A 19,537-nucleotide genomic window follows, 5' to 3' on the forward strand; every position below is an offset into this window, starting at 1 on the left:
GGTCCGCGAGTAGCGCAGTGCTGTTTCGGGGCGGCGCTTCAAGCAGATTCCCTTGTGCGGGCCGCCTGAATTCAATCGCGTCGCTATGGCGCATCTCGTCGCCGATATACAGCAATGGATAGCCGGTTATGTTCGAGCCGCTCGGCCATGATGGTGTCGTGACTGAAGCGATAGACGGCCTGTTTGACCCAAACCGCAACGAGACCCCTCCCGCCCTGGATCTCGACGACCTGAGAGCCCTACTGCAGGCGCAGGCCAACATAGTCGTGAGTGTCGGAACAGGCGGCGAGCGCATCGAGAACGTCGATTCCAGGTGGCAACGGGATACGCGCACTCTCAACGCGAACTTTCGCCGCCTTGGGTTACGCGCGCCGTTCCCCTGGAATGGACTTTGGGATTGGCACGGCTTTTACTCAACAAATCTCCCTCGCTATCACGAGCGCCGCAGTCATGTACGCGAGCTGACGCAGGCGGCGCTCCAACAACTAGACCAAATCGAGGCTAGGGGCGGTATCCATGACCCCGCCGCAGACGACGACACGCCCACCTGGGAGAATCTGAACGGTCGTATTTCGAGCCTCGTCGAGGAGTACTCCACTGCTCGAGACCGCGACGGCTGGCAGGATGTAGGGCGACGCAGCCGCGAGATTCTCATCGACTTCGGCAAGTTGATCGCCGACCCGGCGCTCGTGCCAGGGGGACAAGAGCCGCCCAAGCGCGGCGACGCCAAGGCATGGTTCGATCTGTTTCTCGCGAAGTACGCAGAGGGTCGAGACAAGGCAGAACTTCGAGGCACTATGCGAGCGGTGTGGGATCTCGCGCAGAAGGTCACCCACGGCGACATAGACGACGTGGACGCCTTCGGCGCTGCGCAGGCGACCGTACTGGTAGTTCGCACCGCGCAGCGGCTCTTGCGTGGCGATGAGTAGGAGGTTTCGATGGCGAACTTCGATGATGAGACCCTCCGCGCCGTCGGGGAGTTGATCGCGCTCGGCGAGCAGGAAGGCTTCGGTATCACGTTCGAGCCGGACGCAGACGGGTGGACGGTCGGCTTCATGCGTGGCAGGGGTGGCGGCGACCTGCACAGCGACTATGACTTGGAAAGCGCTGCTCGGGGAGCGATACGCCCGCTGCTCCAGCTGTCTGCGCGATACATCGCCAACCGTCGTGACCGCCAGAGCTAACCGGGAATGATCTTGTGGCCATGCTCGGCCACGCCAGCGAGCTGGTACGAGCAGAACTGAGCTAACCCGTCGCCGCTGTGGCCATCTTGGCCCGGGACCAACGAGAAGGCCACCGGAGGGGACTTACCCACCCGGTGGCCTCGTGTCGACTGAGCGCCCAGCACTATCCCGGGAGCTGTCGGATACTTCGATTCCCGATGTTCACGATGTACTCGTCTTCACCCCTCGTCTGGTGGAAGTACGCGAGGACTTGATGCGGCTCCACTGTGGCTTCGAAGAGGAACAGCGGGTGCGGAGTGTATCGACGGTAGTACTCCTGGAAGATGCGCGCCTGTTCGATGTTGGGTGACCACGCAAGACCGGGCGTCCTTCGATCGTGAGCGGTTGCCGCGCGATATAGGATGAGGGGCATTCGAGGCTTCAAGGCTTCACTGCGCAGCGAGTCCGAAAGGAACCCAACGCGCTGGAACAGCTCGATCCAATGTCGCCGATCCAGTGACAACAGAGGCATGTCCGCCATGGTCCAAGCATTTTCGATTGCGATCGCGAGCTCATCAATGCCTTCCGCGAGGATGTCGCCCGCGAGTTCGTACAACAGAGCAGGAAAGTCGTTGCGCCCGACTATGCGTTCTTACTTCTCCCGCTCCCAAACTGTGTCCATCCAACGAGCGTAAGCACTGGCACCGAATCAGCGCGGAATCAGCGCGCTTGTTTCGCGCCGCCGCACTCCGGGGTGCTCCGACCTCAACCGAACGTGACCAGGGAGAGTGCCCGTATTTCCGGTGTACGATGGGGCATAGGCGGGTTCTTCGGATCACGCCGGTTGTCCTCGGGATGCCAGGTCTACTGCCTGTTAACCGGCAGGTTCTTGGTTCGAGTCCAAGCCGGGGAGCGAACGGCCCCAGACTCCACTCTGAGGCCGTTTTCGTTCCCGTCGTCAGGCGTCGATGTCGTCGACGCCCGGCATCCACGAGGCGCCGGGGCGCCCCCAGCCGCGCTTCCGGGCGATCTTCTGCACGGTCTTCCAGTCGCCGTCATCGAGACGGTCGATGTAGAGGATGCCGTCGAGGTGGTCGAACTCGTGCTGCATGATCCGGGCGCGCCAGCCGTCGACCTCGATGCGCACGGCGGCGCCCTCCAGGTCGGTGCCCGTCACCACGACGCGGTCCGAGCGGCGCAGCGGGAAGCGTTCGCCGGGGAACGAGAGGCATCCCTCGGACTCGTCGTCCGGGTCGGGGGCACCCGGCTCGGGCGGGGTCATCCAGAGCTCCGGATTGATGATCACCCCGCGCCACGGGGCGCCGTCGTCGTCCGGATAGGTGTAGGTGTAGATGCGCAGCCCGACGCCCACCTGGGGGGCTGCGAGGCCGACGCCCGGCGCGGCATCCATCGTCTCGAACATGTCGGCGACCAGCTGACGGACCTCGTCGGTGATCTCGGCGACGGGGGAGGCGGGGGCGTGCAGGACGGGATCGCCCATGATGCGAATCGGAAGAACGGCCACGCCTTGAGCCTATCGAGCGCGCTCGACGGTTAGTGTCGAAGGCATGGATGTCTTGTCGGCCGACCTCGGGGACGTGACCGACCAGCTGGTCGGCGTCTTCAAGGACCCTCGCATCCTCATCGGCATCCCGCTCGCCCTGCTCGGTGCGGTGTTCATGTCGTTCGGTGCGCAGTACCAGCACCGCGGCGTGCAGAAGGTCGAGCGGCTCACCGGCACCGACGGCGGGGCGGGGCTCACCGGCGGACAGATCTGGAACCTCCTGCGTCGACCGTCTTGGGTGTCCGGCACGGTCATGCTGGGGCTCGCGATCGTCTGCCAGCTCGCGGCCCTGTCCTTCGCGCCGCTCATCCTCGTGCAGCCGCTCGGCGCGGTGTCGCTCGTCATCACGACGCTCCTGAACGCTCGCATCAGCGGCCATAAGCCGACGCGCCAGTCCATCACGGCGATCACGCTGTGCATCGCCGGCATCTTCACCTTCGTCACGATCGCCGCGATCTACGCGACCGAGACGCCCGTCAGCGACGGCCAGCTCATCACCGTGCTCATCATCCTCGCGGTGGTCATCGTCCTCGTCGGCGGCGCGTGGGTGTGGTACCGCCAGCGTGCCTCGGCGCTCTTCTACATCGTCGCGGCAGGCATGATCTACGGCTTCGTGGCCACCCTCGCGAAGGTCGTCATCAACCGTGTGCAGAACGAGAACTTCGACTGGCTCACGATCATCTGCGTCGTCGCGCTCCTCGCCGGCACCGCGTCGGGCGCCTACTTCGTGCAGACCGCCTACGCCTCCGGGCCCCCCGACCTCGTGATCGCGGGCCTCACGGTCGTCGATCCCATCGTCGCGATCGTCATCGGGCTCGCCGTGCTGCACGAGGCGGACGGCGCACCCTTCGGCGCCTACGTCGGCTTCGCGATCGCCGGTGCACTGGCCGTCGCGGGCGTGTTCCTGCTGGCGCGGTTCCACCCCGAAGTCGTCAGTCAGCACAGCGGCGAGGTGCCCATCACGCGCGGTAGCGGGGCGCCGAGCGAGCCTCGCACCAACGCGGAGAAACTGACGGATGCCGTGGCCAAGGTCTGGCCGGAGCCCCCGGTGCGTGACCGCGACGACCCGCGACGTCGTTAGAATCGGTCTGCCGGATCCTCCGGCGCGGGGCGGTGGCCAAGCTGGTTAAGGCAGCGGGCTCATAACCCGACGATTCGTGGGTTCAAGTCCCACCCGCCCTACCGCGAATGACAGGCTTGTCATTCCGCGCACCCATCGGTCATAATGGGCGCATAACCGCACATCTCGCCGGAGTTTCACCATCAGGTCGTAGGGGAAGACGTACCTGAAGGAACGGAGAAACCGATGGCGTCTGTGGCGACCACACTGGCGCGCGGAGTGATCATGATCCACTCCGCGCCGCGAGCGCTGTGCCCCCACCTCGAGTGGGCGGTTGGGCGCGCCCTCGGGCGTGCCGTGAACTTCGACTGGGCCGACCAGCCCGTCCTCGCGGGCAGCCGCCGTGCGGAGTTCTACTGGGAGGGCCCGGTCGGAACCGGCGCCGCTCTTGCAACGGCGATCCGCGGGTGGGAGCACCTGCGGTTCGAGGTGAGCGAAGACCCGACCCCCCGCAGCGACGGCGGGCGCTGGATGCACACCCCTGACCTCGGCATCCACTTCGCCCAGACCGATACGGCGGGCAACGTCGTCATCGGCGAGGATCGCGTCCGCTACGCGATGGAGATCGCCGCCGGCGACGTCTTCGAGCTGCAGCGGGAGCTGCACGTCGCCCTCGGCGCCGCGTGGGACGAGGAGCTCGAGCCCTTCCGGCACGCGAGCGACGACGCCCCCGTCGTGTGGCTGCACAAGGTGGGGTGACCGGCCGGCGCCCGTGCACAGACCTCAGGCGGGTCGAGGCGCCCGTACCGGCTTCGGACGGCTTCCCGGAGACCGAGAGCGCGCATCCCCTCCTGACACGGAAGCGGCCCCCGAGATCAGATGATCGCGGGGGCCGCTTCCGTACGTCGGTGTGGGATCAGGCCGACGCGAAGGCCACGACGGCGTTGTGCCCGCCGAAGCCGAACGAGTTGCTGATCGCGAGCTGGTCGCCGGCGCCGAGCGGGGTCGGCGCGCCGGACAGGCGGAACGGCACCGCCGGGTCCTGCTCGGTGAGGTTGATCGTCGGCGGCGCGACGCGGTCGCGCAGGGCCAGGACCGTGAAGATCGCCTCCAGGGCGCCCGTGCCGCCGAGGAGGTGACCCGTGGATGCCTTCGTCGCGGACACCGGGATCTCGTCGATCCGATCGCCGAAGACGTTCTTGAGCGCCACGTACTCGTTGGGGTCGCCCACGGGGGTCGAGGTCGCGTGCGCGTTGATGTGGGTGACGTCGTCGGGCGACGCCCCGGCCATCTCGAGAGCGAGCCGGACGGCGCGCGATGCCCCCGCACCCTCCGGGTCGTTTGCCGTGATGTGATACGAGTCGGCGGTGACGCCGCCGCCCGCGACGACGCCGTAGATCTTCGCGCCGCGTGCCTTGGCGTGCTCCTCGGTCTCGAGGATCAGCACACCGGCGCCCTCGCCCATGACGAATCCGTCGCGGTCGATGCTGGCGGGTCGCGAGGCCGTCTCGGGGGAGTCGTTGCGCTTCGAGAGCGCCTGCATCGACGAGAACGAGGCGATCGTGACGGGGTGGATGACCGATTCCGTGCCGCCCGCGATGACGACGTCGGCGAGGCCGTCGCGCAGGTGCTCGATCGCGTTCACGATCGATTCTGTGCTCGACGCGCACGCGCTCGCGACTGTGCGGGCGTAGGCGCGCGCGTTGAAGTGCAGCGACAGGTTGCCGGCCGCCGCGTTGGGCATGAGCATCGGCACGGTCATCGGCAGGACGCGGCGGGGGCCCTTCTCGCGCAGGGTGTCCCAGGCGTCCAGCAGCGTCCAGAGCCCGCCGATCCCGGTTGCGAAGTCGACGCCGAGCCGCTCGGGCTCCACTTCGGGGCTTCCGGCGTCGGCCCAGGCCTCCATCGCCGCCACGAGGGCGAACTGGGATGAGGGGTCGAGGCGCTTCGCGACGGGGCGCTCGAGCACGGTGTCGGGTCGCACGGCGGCCTGTGCGGCGAACGTGACCGGCAGGTTGTACTGCTCGACCCAGTCGTACTCGAGGGTGCGGGCGCCGGACGCGCCGTCCAGCAGCGCCGACCAGCTGTCGGGCGCCGTGCCGCCGATGGGGCTCGACGCGCCGATACCGGTGACGACGATTCGGGAATTGCTCATGGTGTCCTCACGCTGAAGCGGGGGTGCTCCGGTGGGGGCGATGCCCCCACCGGGGTGTGCGGGTCGGCGAGACCGGGTCAGGCCTGGTTCGAGGTGATGAAGGTGACGGCGTCGCCGACGGTCTTCAGGTTCTTGACCTCTTCATCGGGGATGGTGACGCCGAACTTCTCCTCGGCGTTGACGACGATCGTCATCATCGAGATGGAGTCGATGTCCAGGTCGTCGGTGAACGACTTCTCGAGCGCGACCTCGTCGGCCGAGATGCCCGTCTCGTCGGTGATGAGCTCGGCGAGCCCGGCGAGGACCTCGTCGTTGCTGAATGCCATGGGATTCTCCTTGTTTTCTCGGTGGTGTCTCGGCCGGGGCGGGCCCGTCCGGGTCGGGATCAGTCTAGGTGCGAGGCTCGACGCGTCAGGGGAGGACGACGACCTGTGCGCCGAACACGAGCCCCGCCCCGAAGCCGATCTGGAGGGCGAGGCCGCCGCTCAGCTCCGGGTGCTCCTCGAGGAGGCGATGCGTCGCGAGCGGGATGGATGCCGCCGACGTGTTGCCGGTCGTCTCGATGTCGCGCCCGATGACGACCGTGTCGGGCAGCTTGAGCTGCTTCGCGAACTCGTCGATGATGCGCATGTTGGCCTGGTGCGGGACGAACGCGGCGAGGTCGGATGCCTCGACGCCGGCGGCTTCGAGAGCCTGACGCGCGACCTTCACCATCTCCCACACCGCCCAGCGGAACACCGTCGGGCCCTCCTGGCGGAGCGTCGGCCACGGCGCGACGCCGTCGCGGAACTCGACGAGGGTGTGGTTCATGCCGACGGCATCCGACTTGGATCCGTCCGAGCCCCAGACGGTGGGTCCGATGCCGGGATAGTCGCTCGGGCCGATGACGACGGCACCCGCGCCGTCGCCGAGCAGGAAGGAGATCGATCGGTCGGTCGGGTCGACGACGTCGCTGAGCTTCTCGGCGCCGATGACGACCGCGTAGTGCGCGACACCGCCACGGATCAAGGCGTCGGCCTGCGCGACGGCGTACGCGAACCCGGCGCAGGCGGCGTTGACGTCGTAGGCGGCAGCCGGGTTCGCGCCGACCCTGTCGGCGACGATCGCGGAGACCGACGGGGTCTGCTTGGGGTTCGAGATCGTCGCGACGATGACGGCATCGATCTGCGACGGGTCGACGCCGGAGCGGGCGATCGCCTCCGCCGCGGCATCCGTCGACAGCTCGATCGCGGTCGTCTCGGCGTTCGCGCGCGCGCGGGTGACGATGCCCGTGCGCTGCCGGATCCACTCGTCGCTCGAGTCGATCGGGCCGACGAGGTCGTCGTTGGGCACGGCGTTCTCGCCGCGCGCGGCGCCGTACGCGTAGATACGGGTGTGCGCCGGTCCCGTGGGCTGGGTGAGGGTGATGCTCACGCGCCTTCTCCTGTCAGCAGAGCGGCCGCGGCCGCAAGGTCGTCGGGCGTCTTCACCGCGACGGTCGGGATGCCGCGCAACGCGCGCTTGGCGAGGCCGACGAGCGTCCCGGCGGGGGAGAGCTCGATGATCCCCGTCACGCCGCGCTCGGCGAACGACTCCATGCACAGGTCCCACCGCACGGGGGAGGCGACCTGGTTCACGAGGAGCTCCACCGCGGCGCTCCCCGTGTCGACGGTCGTGCCGTCGTTGTTCGTCCAGAGCGTCAGCCGCGGGTCGGATGCCGGGACGTCCGCCGCTGCGACGCGCAGCGCCTCGACCGCCGGCGCCATGTAGCGGGTGTGGAAGGCTCCGGCGACCTGCAGCGGGATGACGCGTGTGCCGGGGACGGGGGATTCGGCGAGAGCGGCGAGCGGGGCGAGAGCGCCCGCGGCGACGATCTGGCCGCCGCCGTTGTGGTTCGCCGGCGTGAGGTCGAGTTCCGCGAGGCGCGCGAGTACCGCGTCGCGGTCTCCGCCGATGACCGCGCTCATGCCGGTCTGCTCCGAGGCCGCGGCCTCCGCCATCGCGCGCCCGCGGATGCCGACGAGACGCATGCCGTCCGCGGGAGTGAGGACTCCCGCGGCGACGAGCGCGGCGATCTCGCCGACGGAGTGGCCGGCGACTCCGTCGGGGGTCGCGTTCGCGGCATACGTCAGCGCGGCGTACGACAGCAGACTCGCGGCGACGATGAGGGGCTGAGCCACCTGCGTGTCGCGGATGCGGTCGGCATCCCACTCCGTGCCTGCCGCGACGAGATCGACACCCGCGTCGGAGGAGAACTGCTCCACGCGCTCACGCGCGCCGTCGAGCTCGAGCCACGGCGTGAGGAAACCGGGCGTCTGCGAGCCCTGACCGGGGAAGACGGTGATGATCACTGCTCTATCCTGCCAAGATCTGGGCGCGCGTGCTGGGGGTCTTGTCACAAGAAACGCCGGATGCCTTGTGCGCGCCCCACAAGCACTCCGACGTCCCGGGGATCATCCGGGTCGACGGACGGCACGGCGCCGGGTGACGTCGGTGCCGATCGAGCCGATGATGAGGGCGGTCTGGAGGATGAGGGCCTCGCGGGGTCCCGTGGCATCCCAGCCGATGACGTCCGAGACGCGCTTGAGCCGATAACGCACGGTGTTGGGGTGCACGAACAGCTCACGTGCGGTCGCCTCGAGCGACCGACCGTTGTCGAGGTAGCTCCAGAGCGTCGTCACGAGGTCGGATGAGTGCGCCTGGAGCGGCCGGTAGATGCGCTCGACGAGCGTCGCCTTCGCGGCGGTGTCGCCCGCGAGCGCGCGCTCGGGGAGCAGATCATCGGCCTCGACGGGTCGCGGCGCGCCGCGCCATGCTCCCGCGACGGCGAAGCCCGCGAGCGCCGCGCGCGCGCTCTGACCGGCGTCGAGGAGGGCGGGGACGGTGGGCCCGAGCACGAGATGGCCGGCGCCGAAGCCGGGTTCGAGCCGCTTCGCGATCTCGGTGAAGGCGAGCTCGCCGTTCGGGTCCTCGCCGCCGGGGGTCACGGCACGTCCGATGACGAGGACGAGTCGAGACCCCTGCACGCCGATGAGGACATCGACGCCGAGCTTCCGCGCGATGCGGCGCAGCTGGTCGACGTCCACCTGCGCGGGCGTCGTCCCCACGAGGACGGCGACCTCGCCGTGACCGTGCCAGCCCAGGGCGGCGATACGGCTCGGCAGCTCTTCGTCGGCTTCGCCGGTGAGGATCGAGTCGACGACGAGGGCTTCGAGCCGGGCATCCCACAGCCCTCGCGCCTCGGCGGCGCGCGCGTACACATCGGCCGAGGCGAACGCCACCTCGCGTGAGAACAGCAGGATGCTCTCCCGCAGGTCCTCGGCGCGTCCGGCGACGCGCTCCTCCGTCACGGCGACCGTGACGCGGATCAGCTGCAGCGTCTGCGTCAGGCTGACGCTGCGCAGCAGCTCACGCGGCGCCGCGGCGAAGATGTCGGCCGCGATCCACGGCGTCGAACCGGGGTCGTCGTACCACTGGATGAACGACGCGATGCCCGCCTGCGCGACGAGGCCCACCGCGGAGCGCCGTGCCGGAGGCATGTCGGCGTACCACGGGAGGGAGTCCTCGAGACGCTTGATCGTCGCCGTCGCCAGATCGCCGGAGATCCGCCGCAGCCAGGCGAGGGTCTCCGCCTTCTCCTGGGCGGTCGGGCGAGCGGGCATCGAGTCGGTCAGCTCTCGCCGCCGGCGTTGCCCGTCGTCCCGGCCGTCACGTCATGCAGGCGGTACTTCTCGATCGCCTGTGCGGAGAGGGAACGGTCGACGAGCCCTTCGTCGGCCAGCGCCTGCAGTGCGCGGACGACGATGGACGGGCCGTCGATCTTGAAGAAGCGACGTGCGGCCGCACGCGTGTCCGAGAACCCGAAGCCGTCGGCGCCCAGGCTCACGAAGCGGTTCGGCACCCACTCGCGGATCTGGTCCTGCACGGCGCGCATGTAGTCGCTCACCGCGATGACGGGGCCGGGCGTGCCCTGCAGCTTCTGCGTCAGGTACGCCGTGCGCGGCTCGTCGGTCGGATGCAGGAAGTTGTGCTCGTCGACGGCGAGTCCGTCGCGGCGCAGCTCCGTCCAGCTCGTGACCGACCAGACGTCGGCCGCGACGCCCCAGTCGTCGCGCAGCAGCTGCTGCGCTTCGAGCACCCACGGCACGCCGACGCCCGAGCCCAGCAGCTGGACGCGGTGGCCGTCTCCCGTGCCCTCGGAGATGCGGTGGATGCCGCGGACGATGCCCTCGACGTCGACGCCCTCGGGTTCGGCCGGCTGCACGATCGGCTCGTTGTAGAGCGTGATGTAGTACATGACGTTCGGGTCGGGGTGGTTGCCGCCGTACATGCGGTCGAGGCCCGAGCGCACGATGTGCGCGATCTCGTAGCCGTAGGCCGGGTCGTACGACACCGTCGCCGGGTTGGTGGATGCCAGCAGGTGCGAGTGCCCGTCGGCGTGCTGCAGACCCTCGCCGGTCAGCGTCGTGCGCCCTGCGGTCGCGCCCATGATGAAGCCGCGCGCCATCTGGTCGCCCGCCGCCCACTGGGCGTCGCCGGTGCGCTGGAAGCCGAACATCGAGTAGAAGATGTAGACCGGAATGAGCGGTTCGCCGTGCGTGGAGTACGCGGTCCCGGTGCCGGTGAACGCGGCCAGCGCGCCGGCCTCGTTGATGCCGACGTGCATGATCTGACCCTGCGGGCTCTCCTTGTACGCCAGGAGCAGCTCGCGGTCGACCGACGTGTAGTTCTGGCCGTTCGGGTTGTAGATCTTCGCGGTGGGGAAGAACGCGTCGAGGCCGAAGGTGCGCGCCTCGTCGGGGATGATCGGGACGATCCGGTTGCCGAAGTCCTTCGAGCGCAGAAGGTCCTTGAGGAGGCGCACGAACGCCATCGTCGTGGCGATCTCCTGCGTGCCCGAGCCCTTCTTCGGCAGCGCGTAGGCGCTGTCGTCGGGGAGGGTGATCGGCACGTGATGCGTACGGCGCTCCGGCAGGAACCCGCCGAGCGCACGGCGCTTCTCGACCATGTACTGGATGGTCTCGTCCTCCAGGCCCGGGTTGAAGTACGGCGGCAGGTACGGGTTCTCCTCGAGCTGCGCGTCCGTGATCGGGATGCGCATCGAGTCGCGGAAGTGCTTGAGGTCCTCGAGGGTCATCTTCTTCATCTGGTGGGTCGCGTTGCGGCCCTCGAAGTGGTGCCCGAGGCCGTAGCCCTTGATCGTCTTCGCGAGGATGACGGTCGGCTGGCCCTTGTGCTCCGTCGCAGCCTTGTAGGCGGCGTAGAGCTTCTGGTAGTCGAGGCCGCCGCGGCGGAGCTTGCCCCAGATGTCCTCGTCGGACCAGTTCTTCACCATCGCGGCGGTGCGCTCGTCGCGACCGAAGAAGTGGTCGCGGATGAACTTGCCGTCCTCGGCACGATAGGTCTGGAAGTCGCCGTCGGGCGTCGTGTTCATGAGTCGCACGAGGGCGCCGTCGGTGTCGACCTGCAGCAGCTCGTCCCAGCCGCGGCCCCATACGACCTTGATGACGTTCCACCCCGCACCGCGGAAGAACGCCTCGAGCTCCTGGATGATCTTGCCGTTGCCGCGCACCGGCCCGTCGAGGCGCTGGAGGTTCGCATTGACGACGAAGGTCAGGTTGTCGAGGCCCTCGTTGGCCGCGACCTGGAGCTGGCCGCGCGATTCGACCTCGTCCATCTCGCCGTCGCCGAGGAAGGCCCACACGTGCGAGTCCGACAGGTCCTTGACGCCGCGGTTCGTGAGGTACTTGTTGGTCATCGCCTGGTAGATGGCGTTGATCGGACCGAGTCCCATCGAGACCGTGGGGAACTGCCAGTAGTCCGGCATGAGCCGCGGGTGCGGGTAGGAGGGGATGCCGAGGGGAGCCTTGGACTTCTCCTGGCGGAACCCGTCGAGCTGGTCCTCCGACAGGCGGCCCTCGAGGAAGGAGCGGGCATAGATGCCGGGGGAGGCGTGCCCCTGGATGAAGATCTGGTCGCCGCCGCCCGGGTCGTCGAGCCCGCGGAAGAAGTGGTTGAAGCCGACTTCGTACAGCGATGCGGACGAAGCGTAGGTCGAGATGTGGCCGCCGACACCGATGCCAGGACGCTGCGCGCGGTGGACCGTGACGGCCGCGTTCCAGCGGATCCAGCGGCGGTAGCGGCGCTCGAGCTCCTCGTCGCCGGGGAACTCCGGCTCGTTCTCCGGAGCGATCGTGTTGATGTAGTCCGTGACCGGCACCTGCGGCACGTTCAGCTGCAGTTCGTGGGACTTGTTGAGGAGGCTCAGCATGATCTCGCGACCGCGCCCGGCGCCCTTCGCCTCGACGAGCTGCTCGAGCGACTCCGCCCATTCGCTGGTCTCTTCGGGGTCGCTGTCCTGCGGGCCCTGCGAGTACGGATCCTGATCGTTGACAGTCACGGGAGACCTTTCGTCATCTGGCAGATCGTGCCAGGGATGGGGCTTCGGATGCGCGCGGCTTTGTGCAGCGTCGACAACGCACCGTGCATCAGCCTAGTCACATCGATGCACGGTCGGCGCACGTCGCCGACGGAGGAGACGGTGGGCCCTGCCGGGATCGAACCGACGACATCCACGGTGTAAACGTGGCGCTCTACCAGCTGAGCTAAAGGCCCTGGCCGGACCAGTCTACGAGTCGCGGCCGACGACTTTCGGCTCCGCAGGGTTGAAGTAGGTGTCGGCATCCTTCCCCAGCCGCGAGTTGCGGTGCGAGTAGGCGAAGTAGATGACGAAGCCGATGACGAGCCAGACGAGGAAGCGCAGCCATGTCTCGACCGTGAGGTTGAGCATGAGGTACATGCAGACGAGCGCGGAGAGGATGGGCAGGACGGGGCTCCACGGCACGCGGAACCCGCGTTTCAGGTCGGGGCGCGTGCGGCGCAGCACGACGACGCCGATCGAGACCAGCACGAACGCGGAGAGCGTACCGATGTTGACCATCTCCTCGAGCACGCCGACGGGGGTGAGACCTGCGACGAGGGCGACGATGACCGTCACGATGATCGAGATGAGCCACGGCGTGCGCCGCGTGGGGTGCACCTTGGCCAGCCCCGCGGGGAGGAGATGATCGCGCGACATCGCGAAGATGATGCGGGTCGCGCCGATCAGGAGCGTCAGCACGACCGTCGTGAGACCCGCCACCGCCCCGGCGGAGATGATCGTCGCCATCCACGCCTGACCGTGGTAGGCGAACGCGTTCGCGAGCGCCGCCGCCGGGTCGAGCTGGTCGTAGGAGACCATGCCCGTCACGACGAATGCGACCGCGCAGTACAGCAGGGTGCAGATCGCGAGGGACGCGATGATGCCGATCGGCATGTCGCGTTGCGGGTTCTTCGTCTCCTCCGCCGTGGTCGCGACGACGTCGAAGCCGATGTACGCGAAGAAGACGAGAGCCGCGCCGGCGAAGATCCCGCCGACGCCGAACGCCATCGGCTCTGCCCCGGAGAGGAACTGCAGGAGGGGCTGGGTGAGGCCCGTCGCGACCTCGCGCGGTGCGGCATCCGGAACGAACGGCGAGTAGTTGGCGGGGTTGATGAACATGATGCCCGCGACGATGACGAACAGGACGATGAAGAGCTTGACGGCGACGAGCACGAGATTGACGCGCATCGATTCCCGGATGCCGAGGGTCATCAGCACGCCGAGGACGAGGACGAGGAGGATCGCCATCAGGTCGACGGTTCCGCCGTACCCGATGGCGGCGGGGAGGGGCGCTCCGAGCTGCTGCAGCAGGACGCCGAGGTACGCACTCCACCCCTGCGCGACGACCGACGCGCCGAGGAACATCTCCAGGATCAGGTCCCAGCCGATGATCCACGCGAACAGTTCGCCGAGCGAGGCGTAGGAGAACGTGTAGGCCGACCCGGACACGGGCACCGTGGAGGCGAACTCCGCGTAGCACATGGCTGCCAGGGCGCAGGCGATCGCGGCGACGACGAAGCTCACGACGATCGCGGGGCCGGCGACCTCATGCGCGGCGCGGCCCGTCAAGGTGAAGATGCCCGCGCCGATGACGACGCCGACACCGAAGATCGTGAGATCCAGCGCGGCCAGCGATTTGCGGAGCTGGAACTCCGGTTCCTCCGTGTCGGCGATCGACCGTTCGACCGATTTCGTACGCATCACGCTCATGTCCGCTCCTCCTCGGGACGGGGCCATCGGGGCGCCAGGGACCACATGTTAGTGCTCGCCGGTTGCGACCGGGAGGGGCTTTCGTCGATGGCGCAGGATAGGTTGGAGACGTGAAAGCACGCCTTCTCGACCAGCAGCTCCTGATCGACCTCGCCCGCCTGGACGGCGTGATCCGCGCCGCCGACGCAGCGCGCCGCAACCCGGCCCAGAGCGCGCGCGTGAGCGAGCTGCTGAGCGAGCGCCAGGCGCAGTCGGCGGTGCTGACGGGTCTTCTCGGCGACCGCGACGACGCGCGCACCGAACTCGCCCGGCTCGAGTCGGATGTCGCACTCGTCGATGCGCGCACGGCTCGCGACACCGAGCGACTCGCGGCGACGAGCAACGCGAAAGAGGCCCAGGGGCTGGAGCACGAGCTCGTCTCCCTCGCGAAGCGCAAGGGCGACCTCGAGGACGCCGAGCTCGTCATCATGGAGAAGCTCGAGACCGCGGATGCCGCCGTCGCGCAGCAGGAGGCCGTGATCGCTGAGATCAACGCGGAGGGTGCGCGCCTGAGCGCGGAGGGCAAGGCCGCGGTCGCCGCCGCGACGGAGTCGTGGGACTCGGCGACGCGTGATCGTGCGGCGCTCGCCGCCCGAGTGCCCGCCGACCTGCTCGGACTCTACGACCGGCTCGCGGCCCGCGGCGTCGGTGCCGGCGAGCTGCGGCAGCGGACGTGCGGAGCCTGCCACATGGTCCTCTCCGGCACCGATCTGCAGACACTGCGACAGGCCGACGACGACGAGGTCGCGATGTGTCCCGAGTGCGGCGCCATCCTCGTACGCACCCCCGAGTCCGGGCTGTGATCCGACGGCGGCGATGACCGCACCGCCGCGATGGCGCGTCGTCGGGGCGGACGGTTCCGGCATCGTCGTCGTCGATCTCGACGAGGACCTGCGCGAGACGGGTCGCACGCGGGGCGACGTGGTAGACCTGGCGATCGCGGCATCCGCCGCCCCGGCGACGACCCGCTGGGTCTGGAGCGACACGGCCCGGTGGTACCCGCAGCTGCTCGCGCACGGGGTCACCGCGGCACGCGGCCACGACCTGCGGCTCTGCCACGCGATCCTCCGTGACAGCGCGTGGACGCCCGAGGCGTCCGATCTTCGCGGGGCGGTGGTGTGGGATGCCGCGACGGCCGAACCCTCGGACGGGGCCCCGGCGCTGTTCGATCTCGACGACGGGGAGGCCGGAGCGGTCGGCGTGCCGAACGGCGTGGATGCCGCCGTCGACGAGTTCCGGAGGCAGCGTGCGGCACTCGCGGGGTCGACCGACCCCGCACGGCTCGAGCTCCTGCTCGCGGCGGAGTCCGCAGGCGCGCTCATCGCGGCGGAGCTGCACGCCGCCGGGGTGCCCTGGAGCCGCGAGGTGCACGAGGGCATCCTCGAGGAGACCCTCGGTGGACGGCCCGCTGCCGGCGAGCTCGCACCACGCGTGCGCGAGCTCGGAGCCGTCGTGCGGGCGGCGCTCGGAGATCCCGCCGCGAGCCTGGATTCGCAGCCGAAGCTCCTGCGCAGCCTGCACCGCGTCGGCGTGCTCGCGGAGTCGACCAGCCGATGGGAGCTGGCGCGATTCGATCACCCCGCGATCGGTCCGCTGCTGCAGTACAAGAAGCTCACGCGCCTCGCGAACGCGAACGGGTGGACCTGGCTGGACGAATGGGCGCGCGGGGGGCGGTTCCGACCCGTCTACGTGCCGGGCGGCGTCGTGACGGGCCGGTGGGCGTCATCGGGCGGCGGCGCGCTGCAGCTGCCGCGGCAGCTCCGCCCGGCCGTGCGCGCGGACCCGGGCTGGACGCTCATCGTCGCCGATGTGGCTCAGCTCGAGCCGCGCGTGCTCGCCGCGATGTCGGGAGACCGCGCCTTGGCCGAGGCCGCGCGTGGGCGCGACCTCTATGACGGACTGGTCGAACGCGGCATCGTGGACAGCCGGCAGGAGGCGAAGATCGCGATGCTGGGGGCGATGTACGGGGCCACGACCGGCGACAGCGGGCGGCTCGTCCCGGCCCTGCGACGCGCCTACCCGCGGGCGATGGGTCTCGTCGACGAGGCGGCACGGCTGGGCGCCGAAGGTGGCGTCGTCACGACGTGGCTCGGCCGTACGAGCCCGGGCGTCTCGGACGGCTGGCGCGACGCCCAAGGCCGCGCCGGTGCCCCGGACGCGACCGAGGCCGACCGGGCGCGCGCCCGTCGCTCAGCCGGCGATCGTGGGCGCTTCACGCGCAACTTCGTCGTACAGGGCACCGCCGCCGAATGGGCCCTCGCCTGGCTGGGGAGCCTCCGCACGGAACTCGCGCAGCTGCCGGCTGTCGATGCCGCGAGCGGGGGAGAGGCGACGGCATCCGGCCCCGTCTTCTCCCGGCGTGCGCACCTGTGCTTCTTCCTCCACGACGAGATCATCGTGCACGCCCCGCTCGGCCAGGCCGACCTCGTCGCCGAGGCCGTGCGGCGGTCGGCGGCGCGCGCGACGCAGATTCTCTTCGGCGCGTTCCCTCTCGACTTCCCGCTGGATCTGCGGATCGCTCCGGATGCCACGAAGGACTGACGCGTCGCGGCGGACCAGGCGCCGCGCGACTAGGATCGACGGTGCGAATGGGTCGGCTGGACGGTCGCGTGGCGGGGTGACCCGCACCGAGGAACGTCCGGGCTCCACATGGCAGGGCGGTGGGTAACACCCACCCGGAGCGATCCGCGAGACAGTGCCACAGAGAGCAGACCGCCGCGGCTTCGGCCGCGGTAAGGGTGAAAGGGTGGTGTAAGAGACCACCGGGGTCGTGGTGACACGACCCGCACGGTAAACCTCGCCCGGAGCAAGGTCAGACAGAGGATGTTGACGCGGCCCGCCGAGTCCTCGGGTAGACCGCTGGAGCGGCACGGCAACGTGTCGCCGAGAGAGATGACCGTCCACGGAGCACGCCTCGCGCGTGCTCCCGGACAGAACCCGGCGTACAGGCCGGCCCATTCGCCCTCTCGAGCCGCGGGGCTCAGCGCTCGTCGTCGAGCGCGAGCGCTGCCGCGCCGATGATCCCCGCGTTGTTGCGGTGGACGGCCGGCACGATGGGCGTCTTGAGGTGGAGGAGCGGAAGGAACTCGTCCGCATGCTTGGAGACCCCGCCACCGACGATGAACAGGTCGGGGCTCAGGAGGAATTCGAGGTACGAGTAGTAGCTCTGCAGGCGGCGCGCCCACTTCGACCAGGTCAACTGCTCGCGCTCGACCGCGGAGTACGCCGCCCAGGCTTCGAAGTCCTTCTTCCGGTTCGCGCGCTGCAGGTGACCCAGTTCGGCGTTGGGGATCAGGTGCCCGTTGTAGAGCACGGCGGTGCCGATCCCGGTGCCGAGCGTCGTGAGGATCGTGAGGCCCGCGGCATCCCGTGCGGCGCCGTAGCGCGCCTCGGCGACACCCGCGACGTCGGCGTCGTTGGCGAAGTGGATGTCGCGGCCGAGGCCGTCCTCGAAGAACTTCTCCGCTTCGAACCCGATCCACGTGTCCGCAACGTTCGCGGCGGACAGCGTGCGCCCGTTCTTGACGATCGCGGGGAAGGCGACACCGAGCGGGATGTCGGCGTCCGAGACGCCGAGGGTTCCGAGGACCTGCCGGACGGCGTCCAGCACGTCGCCGGGCTCTGCGCCCGCCGGCGTCGCGACCTTGACGCGGTCGCTCAAGAGCTCGCCGTGTGCAAGGTCGACGAGCGCTCCCTTGATGCCGGTGCCGCCGATGTCCACTCCGACCGCACGGGTCGCCTTCGTCGTCATACGTCAACCCTATCCGCGCGCTCGTTAGGATCGGAGGACACTCAGGGAAAGGGGCCCGCGATGTCGGCAGGCGAAGACAAGTTCTGGTACAACCTCACGACCGGCAGGGTCGAGCGGGGCTTCGAGTCGCCCGCGATCGATCGCGCCGGCCCGTTCGACACCGAGGAGGAGGCGGCGAACGCCCCGCAGCTGCTCGCCGAGCGCTCGCGCGCATGGGCTGAGGAAGACGCCGAGGAAGACGCCTGAGCCGAGCGCTCGGCGATGAGAGCCGGTGAGGCCGCGGGCCGATAGTCTGGCCTGCGAGCGGCTCGCACGGCGGGCCGCGACGATCTGCGACACCGCAGCGAGAGGACGCGATGGACAAGCAGCGGGACTTCGTACTGCGCACGATCGAGGAGCGGGGCGTCAAGTTCGTCCGCCTCTGGTTCACGGACGTGATCGGCACCCTGAAGTCGGTCGCGATCGCGCCGGCCGAGGTCGAGGGAGCGTTCACGGAGGGGCTCGGATTCGACGGCTCCGCCATTGAGGGCCTGACCCGCTCGTACGAGTCGGACCTCCTCGCCCACCCGGATCCGACGACGTTCCAGACGCTGCCCTGGCGGGGAGAGATCGACCCGACCGCGCGCATGTTCTGCGACATCACGACGCCCGACGGGCAACCCGCTGTCGCCGACCCGCGTCATGTCCTCAAGCGCGCCCTCGCGAAGGCGGCGGATGCCGGCTTCACGTTCTACACGCACCCCGAGATCGAGTTCTACCTGCTGAAGTCCTCGTCATTCGGCCCGAACGGCCCGGAGCCGGTCGACTCGGCGGGCTACTTCGACAACGTCCCGGGCGGTACCGCCCACGACTTCCGACGTCGGAGCGTCCGCATGCTCGAGGATCTCGGCATCTCGGTGGAGTACAGCCACCATGAGGGCGGGCCGGGGCAGAACGAGATCGATCTGCGCTACGCGGATGCACTTGCGACCGCCGACAACATCATGACTTTCCGCACGGTCGTCAAGGAAGTCGCGATCGAGCAGGGCGTGTATGCCACGTTCATGCCGAAGCCGCTGTCCGGACAGCCCGGCAGCGGGATGCACACGCACATGTCGCTGTTCGAAGGCGACCGCAACGCGTTCTACGAAGAAGGCGCGCAGTACCAGCTCTCCAAGACCGGGCGTCAGTTCATCGCGGGGCTGCTCACGCATGCGAACGAGATCGCGGCCGTGACGAACCAGTTCGTGAACTCGTACAAGAGGCTCTGGGGGGGCGACGAGGCGCCGAGCTTCATCTGCTGGGGTCACAACAACCGGTCCGCGCTCGTACGCGTACCCATGTACAAGCCGAACAAGGGTGGTTCCACGCGCATCGAGTACCGCGCCCTCGACTCGGCGGCGAACCCCTATCTCGCCTACGCGCTCATGCTCGCGGCGGGCCTCAAGGGCATCGAAGAGGGCTACGAGCTGCCGCCCGAGGCGGAAGACAACGTCTGGTCGTTGACGGATGCCGAGCGCCGCGCGCTGGGCTACGCGCAGCTCCCCGCGAGCCTCGACCACGCCCTGGAGTACATGCAGGAGTCGGAGCTCGTCGCCGAGACCCTCGGCGAGCAGGTCTTCAACTACGTGCTGCTGAACAAGCGCCGGGAGTGGCATGAGTACCGCGCCCAGGTGACGCCGTTCGAGCTGAAGAGCAATCTGGAGATGCTCTAAC

At 69.0% G+C, this 19,537-nt stretch carries 18 protein-coding genes, 2 tRNA genes and 1 other RNA gene; 10 read left to right on the forward strand and 11 right to left on the reverse strand.

The features are described 5' to 3' along the window. The first annotated feature begins 128 nt into the window (after nt 1–128). On the forward strand, nt 129–929 hold the full coding sequence (locus J0I43_RS07290) for a hypothetical protein (RefSeq protein WP_292861269.1): 801 nt from the start codon (nt 129–131) through the stop codon (nt 927–929). Between the two features lie 9 nt (nt 930–938). Next, complete coding sequence (locus tag J0I43_RS07295) at nt 939–1,184, forward strand: hypothetical protein (protein WP_292861272.1); 246 nt, start codon at nt 939–941, stop codon at nt 1,182–1,184. Between the two features lie 163 nt (nt 1,185–1,347). On the opposite strand, the gene J0I43_RS07300 is transcribed toward J0I43_RS07295, so the two are convergent. Together J0I43_RS07300 and def are read right to left on the reverse strand one after the other, a co-directional pair. Continuing rightward, a complete protein-coding gene (locus J0I43_RS07300; protein ID WP_292861275.1) occupies nt 1,348–1,779 on the reverse strand; it encodes a hypothetical protein in 432 nt (143 codons plus the stop codon). A 342-nt stretch (nt 1,780–2,121) separates the two neighbouring features. Beyond that, nucleotides 2,122–2,688: a peptide deformylase gene (def, locus tag J0I43_RS07305; protein ID WP_292861278.1), complete on the reverse strand. Its 567-nt coding sequence runs from the start codon at nt 2,686–2,688 to the stop codon at nt 2,122–2,124. 43 nt (nt 2,689–2,731) lie between these two features. Between def and J0I43_RS07310 the strand changes: the two genes are divergently transcribed. From J0I43_RS07310 to J0I43_RS07320, 3 genes are all read left to right on the forward strand, one after another. After that, nucleotides 2,732–3,808, forward strand: coding sequence for a DMT family transporter (locus J0I43_RS07310; RefSeq protein ID WP_292861281.1), 1,077 nt, complete (start codon nt 2,732–2,734; stop codon nt 3,806–3,808). 26 nt (nt 3,809–3,834) lie between these two features. Beyond that, nucleotides 3,835–3,909: transfer RNA gene (locus tag J0I43_RS07315), tRNA-Ile, on the forward strand. Nucleotides 3,910–4,033: 124 nt separating this feature from the next. After that, nucleotides 4,034–4,546, forward strand: coding sequence for a DUF3145 domain-containing protein (locus J0I43_RS07320; protein ID WP_292861284.1), 513 nt, complete (start codon nt 4,034–4,036; stop codon nt 4,544–4,546). A 157-nt stretch (nt 4,547–4,703) separates the two neighbouring features. Here J0I43_RS07320 and J0I43_RS07325 read toward each other — a convergent pair whose 3' ends face one another. From J0I43_RS07325 to J0I43_RS07360, 8 genes are all read right to left on the reverse strand, one after another. Further along, nucleotides 4,704–5,942: a beta-ketoacyl synthase gene (locus J0I43_RS07325; protein ID WP_292861287.1), complete on the reverse strand. Its 1,239-nt coding sequence runs from the start codon at nt 5,940–5,942 to the stop codon at nt 4,704–4,706. A gap of 77 nt (nt 5,943–6,019) precedes the next feature. After that, entirely contained in the window at nt 6,020–6,268 is a 249-nt protein-coding gene (locus J0I43_RS07330; RefSeq protein ID WP_121058750.1) for an acyl carrier protein, read from the reverse strand. An 85-nt stretch (nt 6,269–6,353) separates the two neighbouring features. Then, the gene (locus J0I43_RS07335; protein WP_292861290.1) at nt 6,354–7,355 is read right to left on the reverse strand and encodes a beta-ketoacyl-ACP synthase III; all 1,002 of its coding nucleotides are present in this window, start codon (nt 7,353–7,355) and stop codon (nt 6,354–6,356) included. After that, entirely contained in the window at nt 7,352–8,272 is a 921-nt protein-coding gene (locus J0I43_RS07340) for an ACP S-malonyltransferase (RefSeq protein WP_292861293.1), read from the reverse strand. The genes J0I43_RS07335 and J0I43_RS07340 overlap by 4 nt, the downstream gene beginning before the upstream one ends. A gap of 102 nt (nt 8,273–8,374) precedes the next feature. Beyond that, the gene (locus J0I43_RS07345; protein ID WP_292861296.1) at nt 8,375–9,583 is read right to left on the reverse strand and encodes a CdaR family transcriptional regulator; all 1,209 of its coding nucleotides are present in this window, start codon (nt 9,581–9,583) and stop codon (nt 8,375–8,377) included. A gap of 8 nt (nt 9,584–9,591) precedes the next feature. Beyond that, nucleotides 9,592–12,321 (reverse strand): pyruvate dehydrogenase (acetyl-transferring), homodimeric type, encoded by a 2,730-nt coding sequence (gene aceE / locus J0I43_RS07350; RefSeq protein WP_292861299.1) that lies wholly within the window; start codon nt 12,319–12,321, stop codon nt 9,592–9,594. Between the two features lie 142 nt (nt 12,322–12,463). Beyond that, nucleotides 12,464–12,536: transfer RNA gene (locus J0I43_RS07355), tRNA-Val, on the reverse strand. A gap of 13 nt (nt 12,537–12,549) precedes the next feature. Continuing rightward, on the reverse strand, nt 12,550–14,052 hold the full coding sequence (locus J0I43_RS07360; protein ID WP_292861302.1) for an amino acid permease: 1,503 nt from the start codon (nt 14,050–14,052) through the stop codon (nt 12,550–12,552). Nucleotides 14,053–14,162: 110 nt separating this feature from the next. On the opposite strand from J0I43_RS07360, the gene J0I43_RS07365 reads away from it, so the two are divergent. From J0I43_RS07365 to rnpB, 3 genes are all read left to right on the forward strand, one after another. Continuing rightward, nucleotides 14,163–14,894 carry a C4-type zinc ribbon domain-containing protein gene (locus J0I43_RS07365; protein WP_292861305.1) on the forward strand — a complete coding sequence of 244 codons (732 nt, stop codon included), beginning with the start codon at nt 14,163–14,165 and terminating at the stop codon, nt 14,892–14,894. Nucleotides 14,895–14,907: 13 nt separating this feature from the next. Continuing rightward, nucleotides 14,908–16,632, forward strand: coding sequence for a bifunctional 3'-5' exonuclease/DNA polymerase (locus J0I43_RS07370; RefSeq protein ID WP_292861308.1), 1,725 nt, complete (start codon nt 14,908–14,910; stop codon nt 16,630–16,632). Between the two features lie 48 nt (nt 16,633–16,680). Beyond that, an RNA gene (gene rnpB, locus J0I43_RS07375) (RNase P RNA component class A) lies at nt 16,681–17,052 on the forward strand. 19 nt (nt 17,053–17,071) lie between these two features. Here the strand turns inward: rnpB and ppgK are convergent. Further along, nucleotides 17,072–17,842, reverse strand: coding sequence for a polyphosphate--glucose phosphotransferase (gene ppgK / locus J0I43_RS07380; protein ID WP_292861312.1), 771 nt, complete (start codon nt 17,840–17,842; stop codon nt 17,072–17,074). Between the two features lie 60 nt (nt 17,843–17,902). Here ppgK and J0I43_RS07385 point away from each other — a divergent pair, with 60 nt between their 5' ends. Continuing rightward, nucleotides 17,903–18,088 (forward strand): SPOR domain-containing protein, encoded by a 186-nt coding sequence (locus J0I43_RS07385; protein ID WP_292861315.1) that lies wholly within the window; start codon nt 17,903–17,905, stop codon nt 18,086–18,088. A 110-nt stretch (nt 18,089–18,198) separates the two neighbouring features. Beyond that, the gene (gene glnA / locus J0I43_RS07390) at nt 18,199–19,536 is read left to right on the forward strand and encodes a type I glutamate--ammonia ligase (RefSeq protein WP_292861318.1); all 1,338 of its coding nucleotides are present in this window, start codon (nt 18,199–18,201) and stop codon (nt 19,534–19,536) included. Nucleotide 19,537: the final 1 nt, after the last annotated feature.

The sequence above is a fragment of the Microbacterium sp. genome, from assembly GCF_017305435.1.
Taxonomy (GTDB): Bacteria; Actinomycetota; Actinomycetes; order Actinomycetales; family Microbacteriaceae; genus Microbacterium.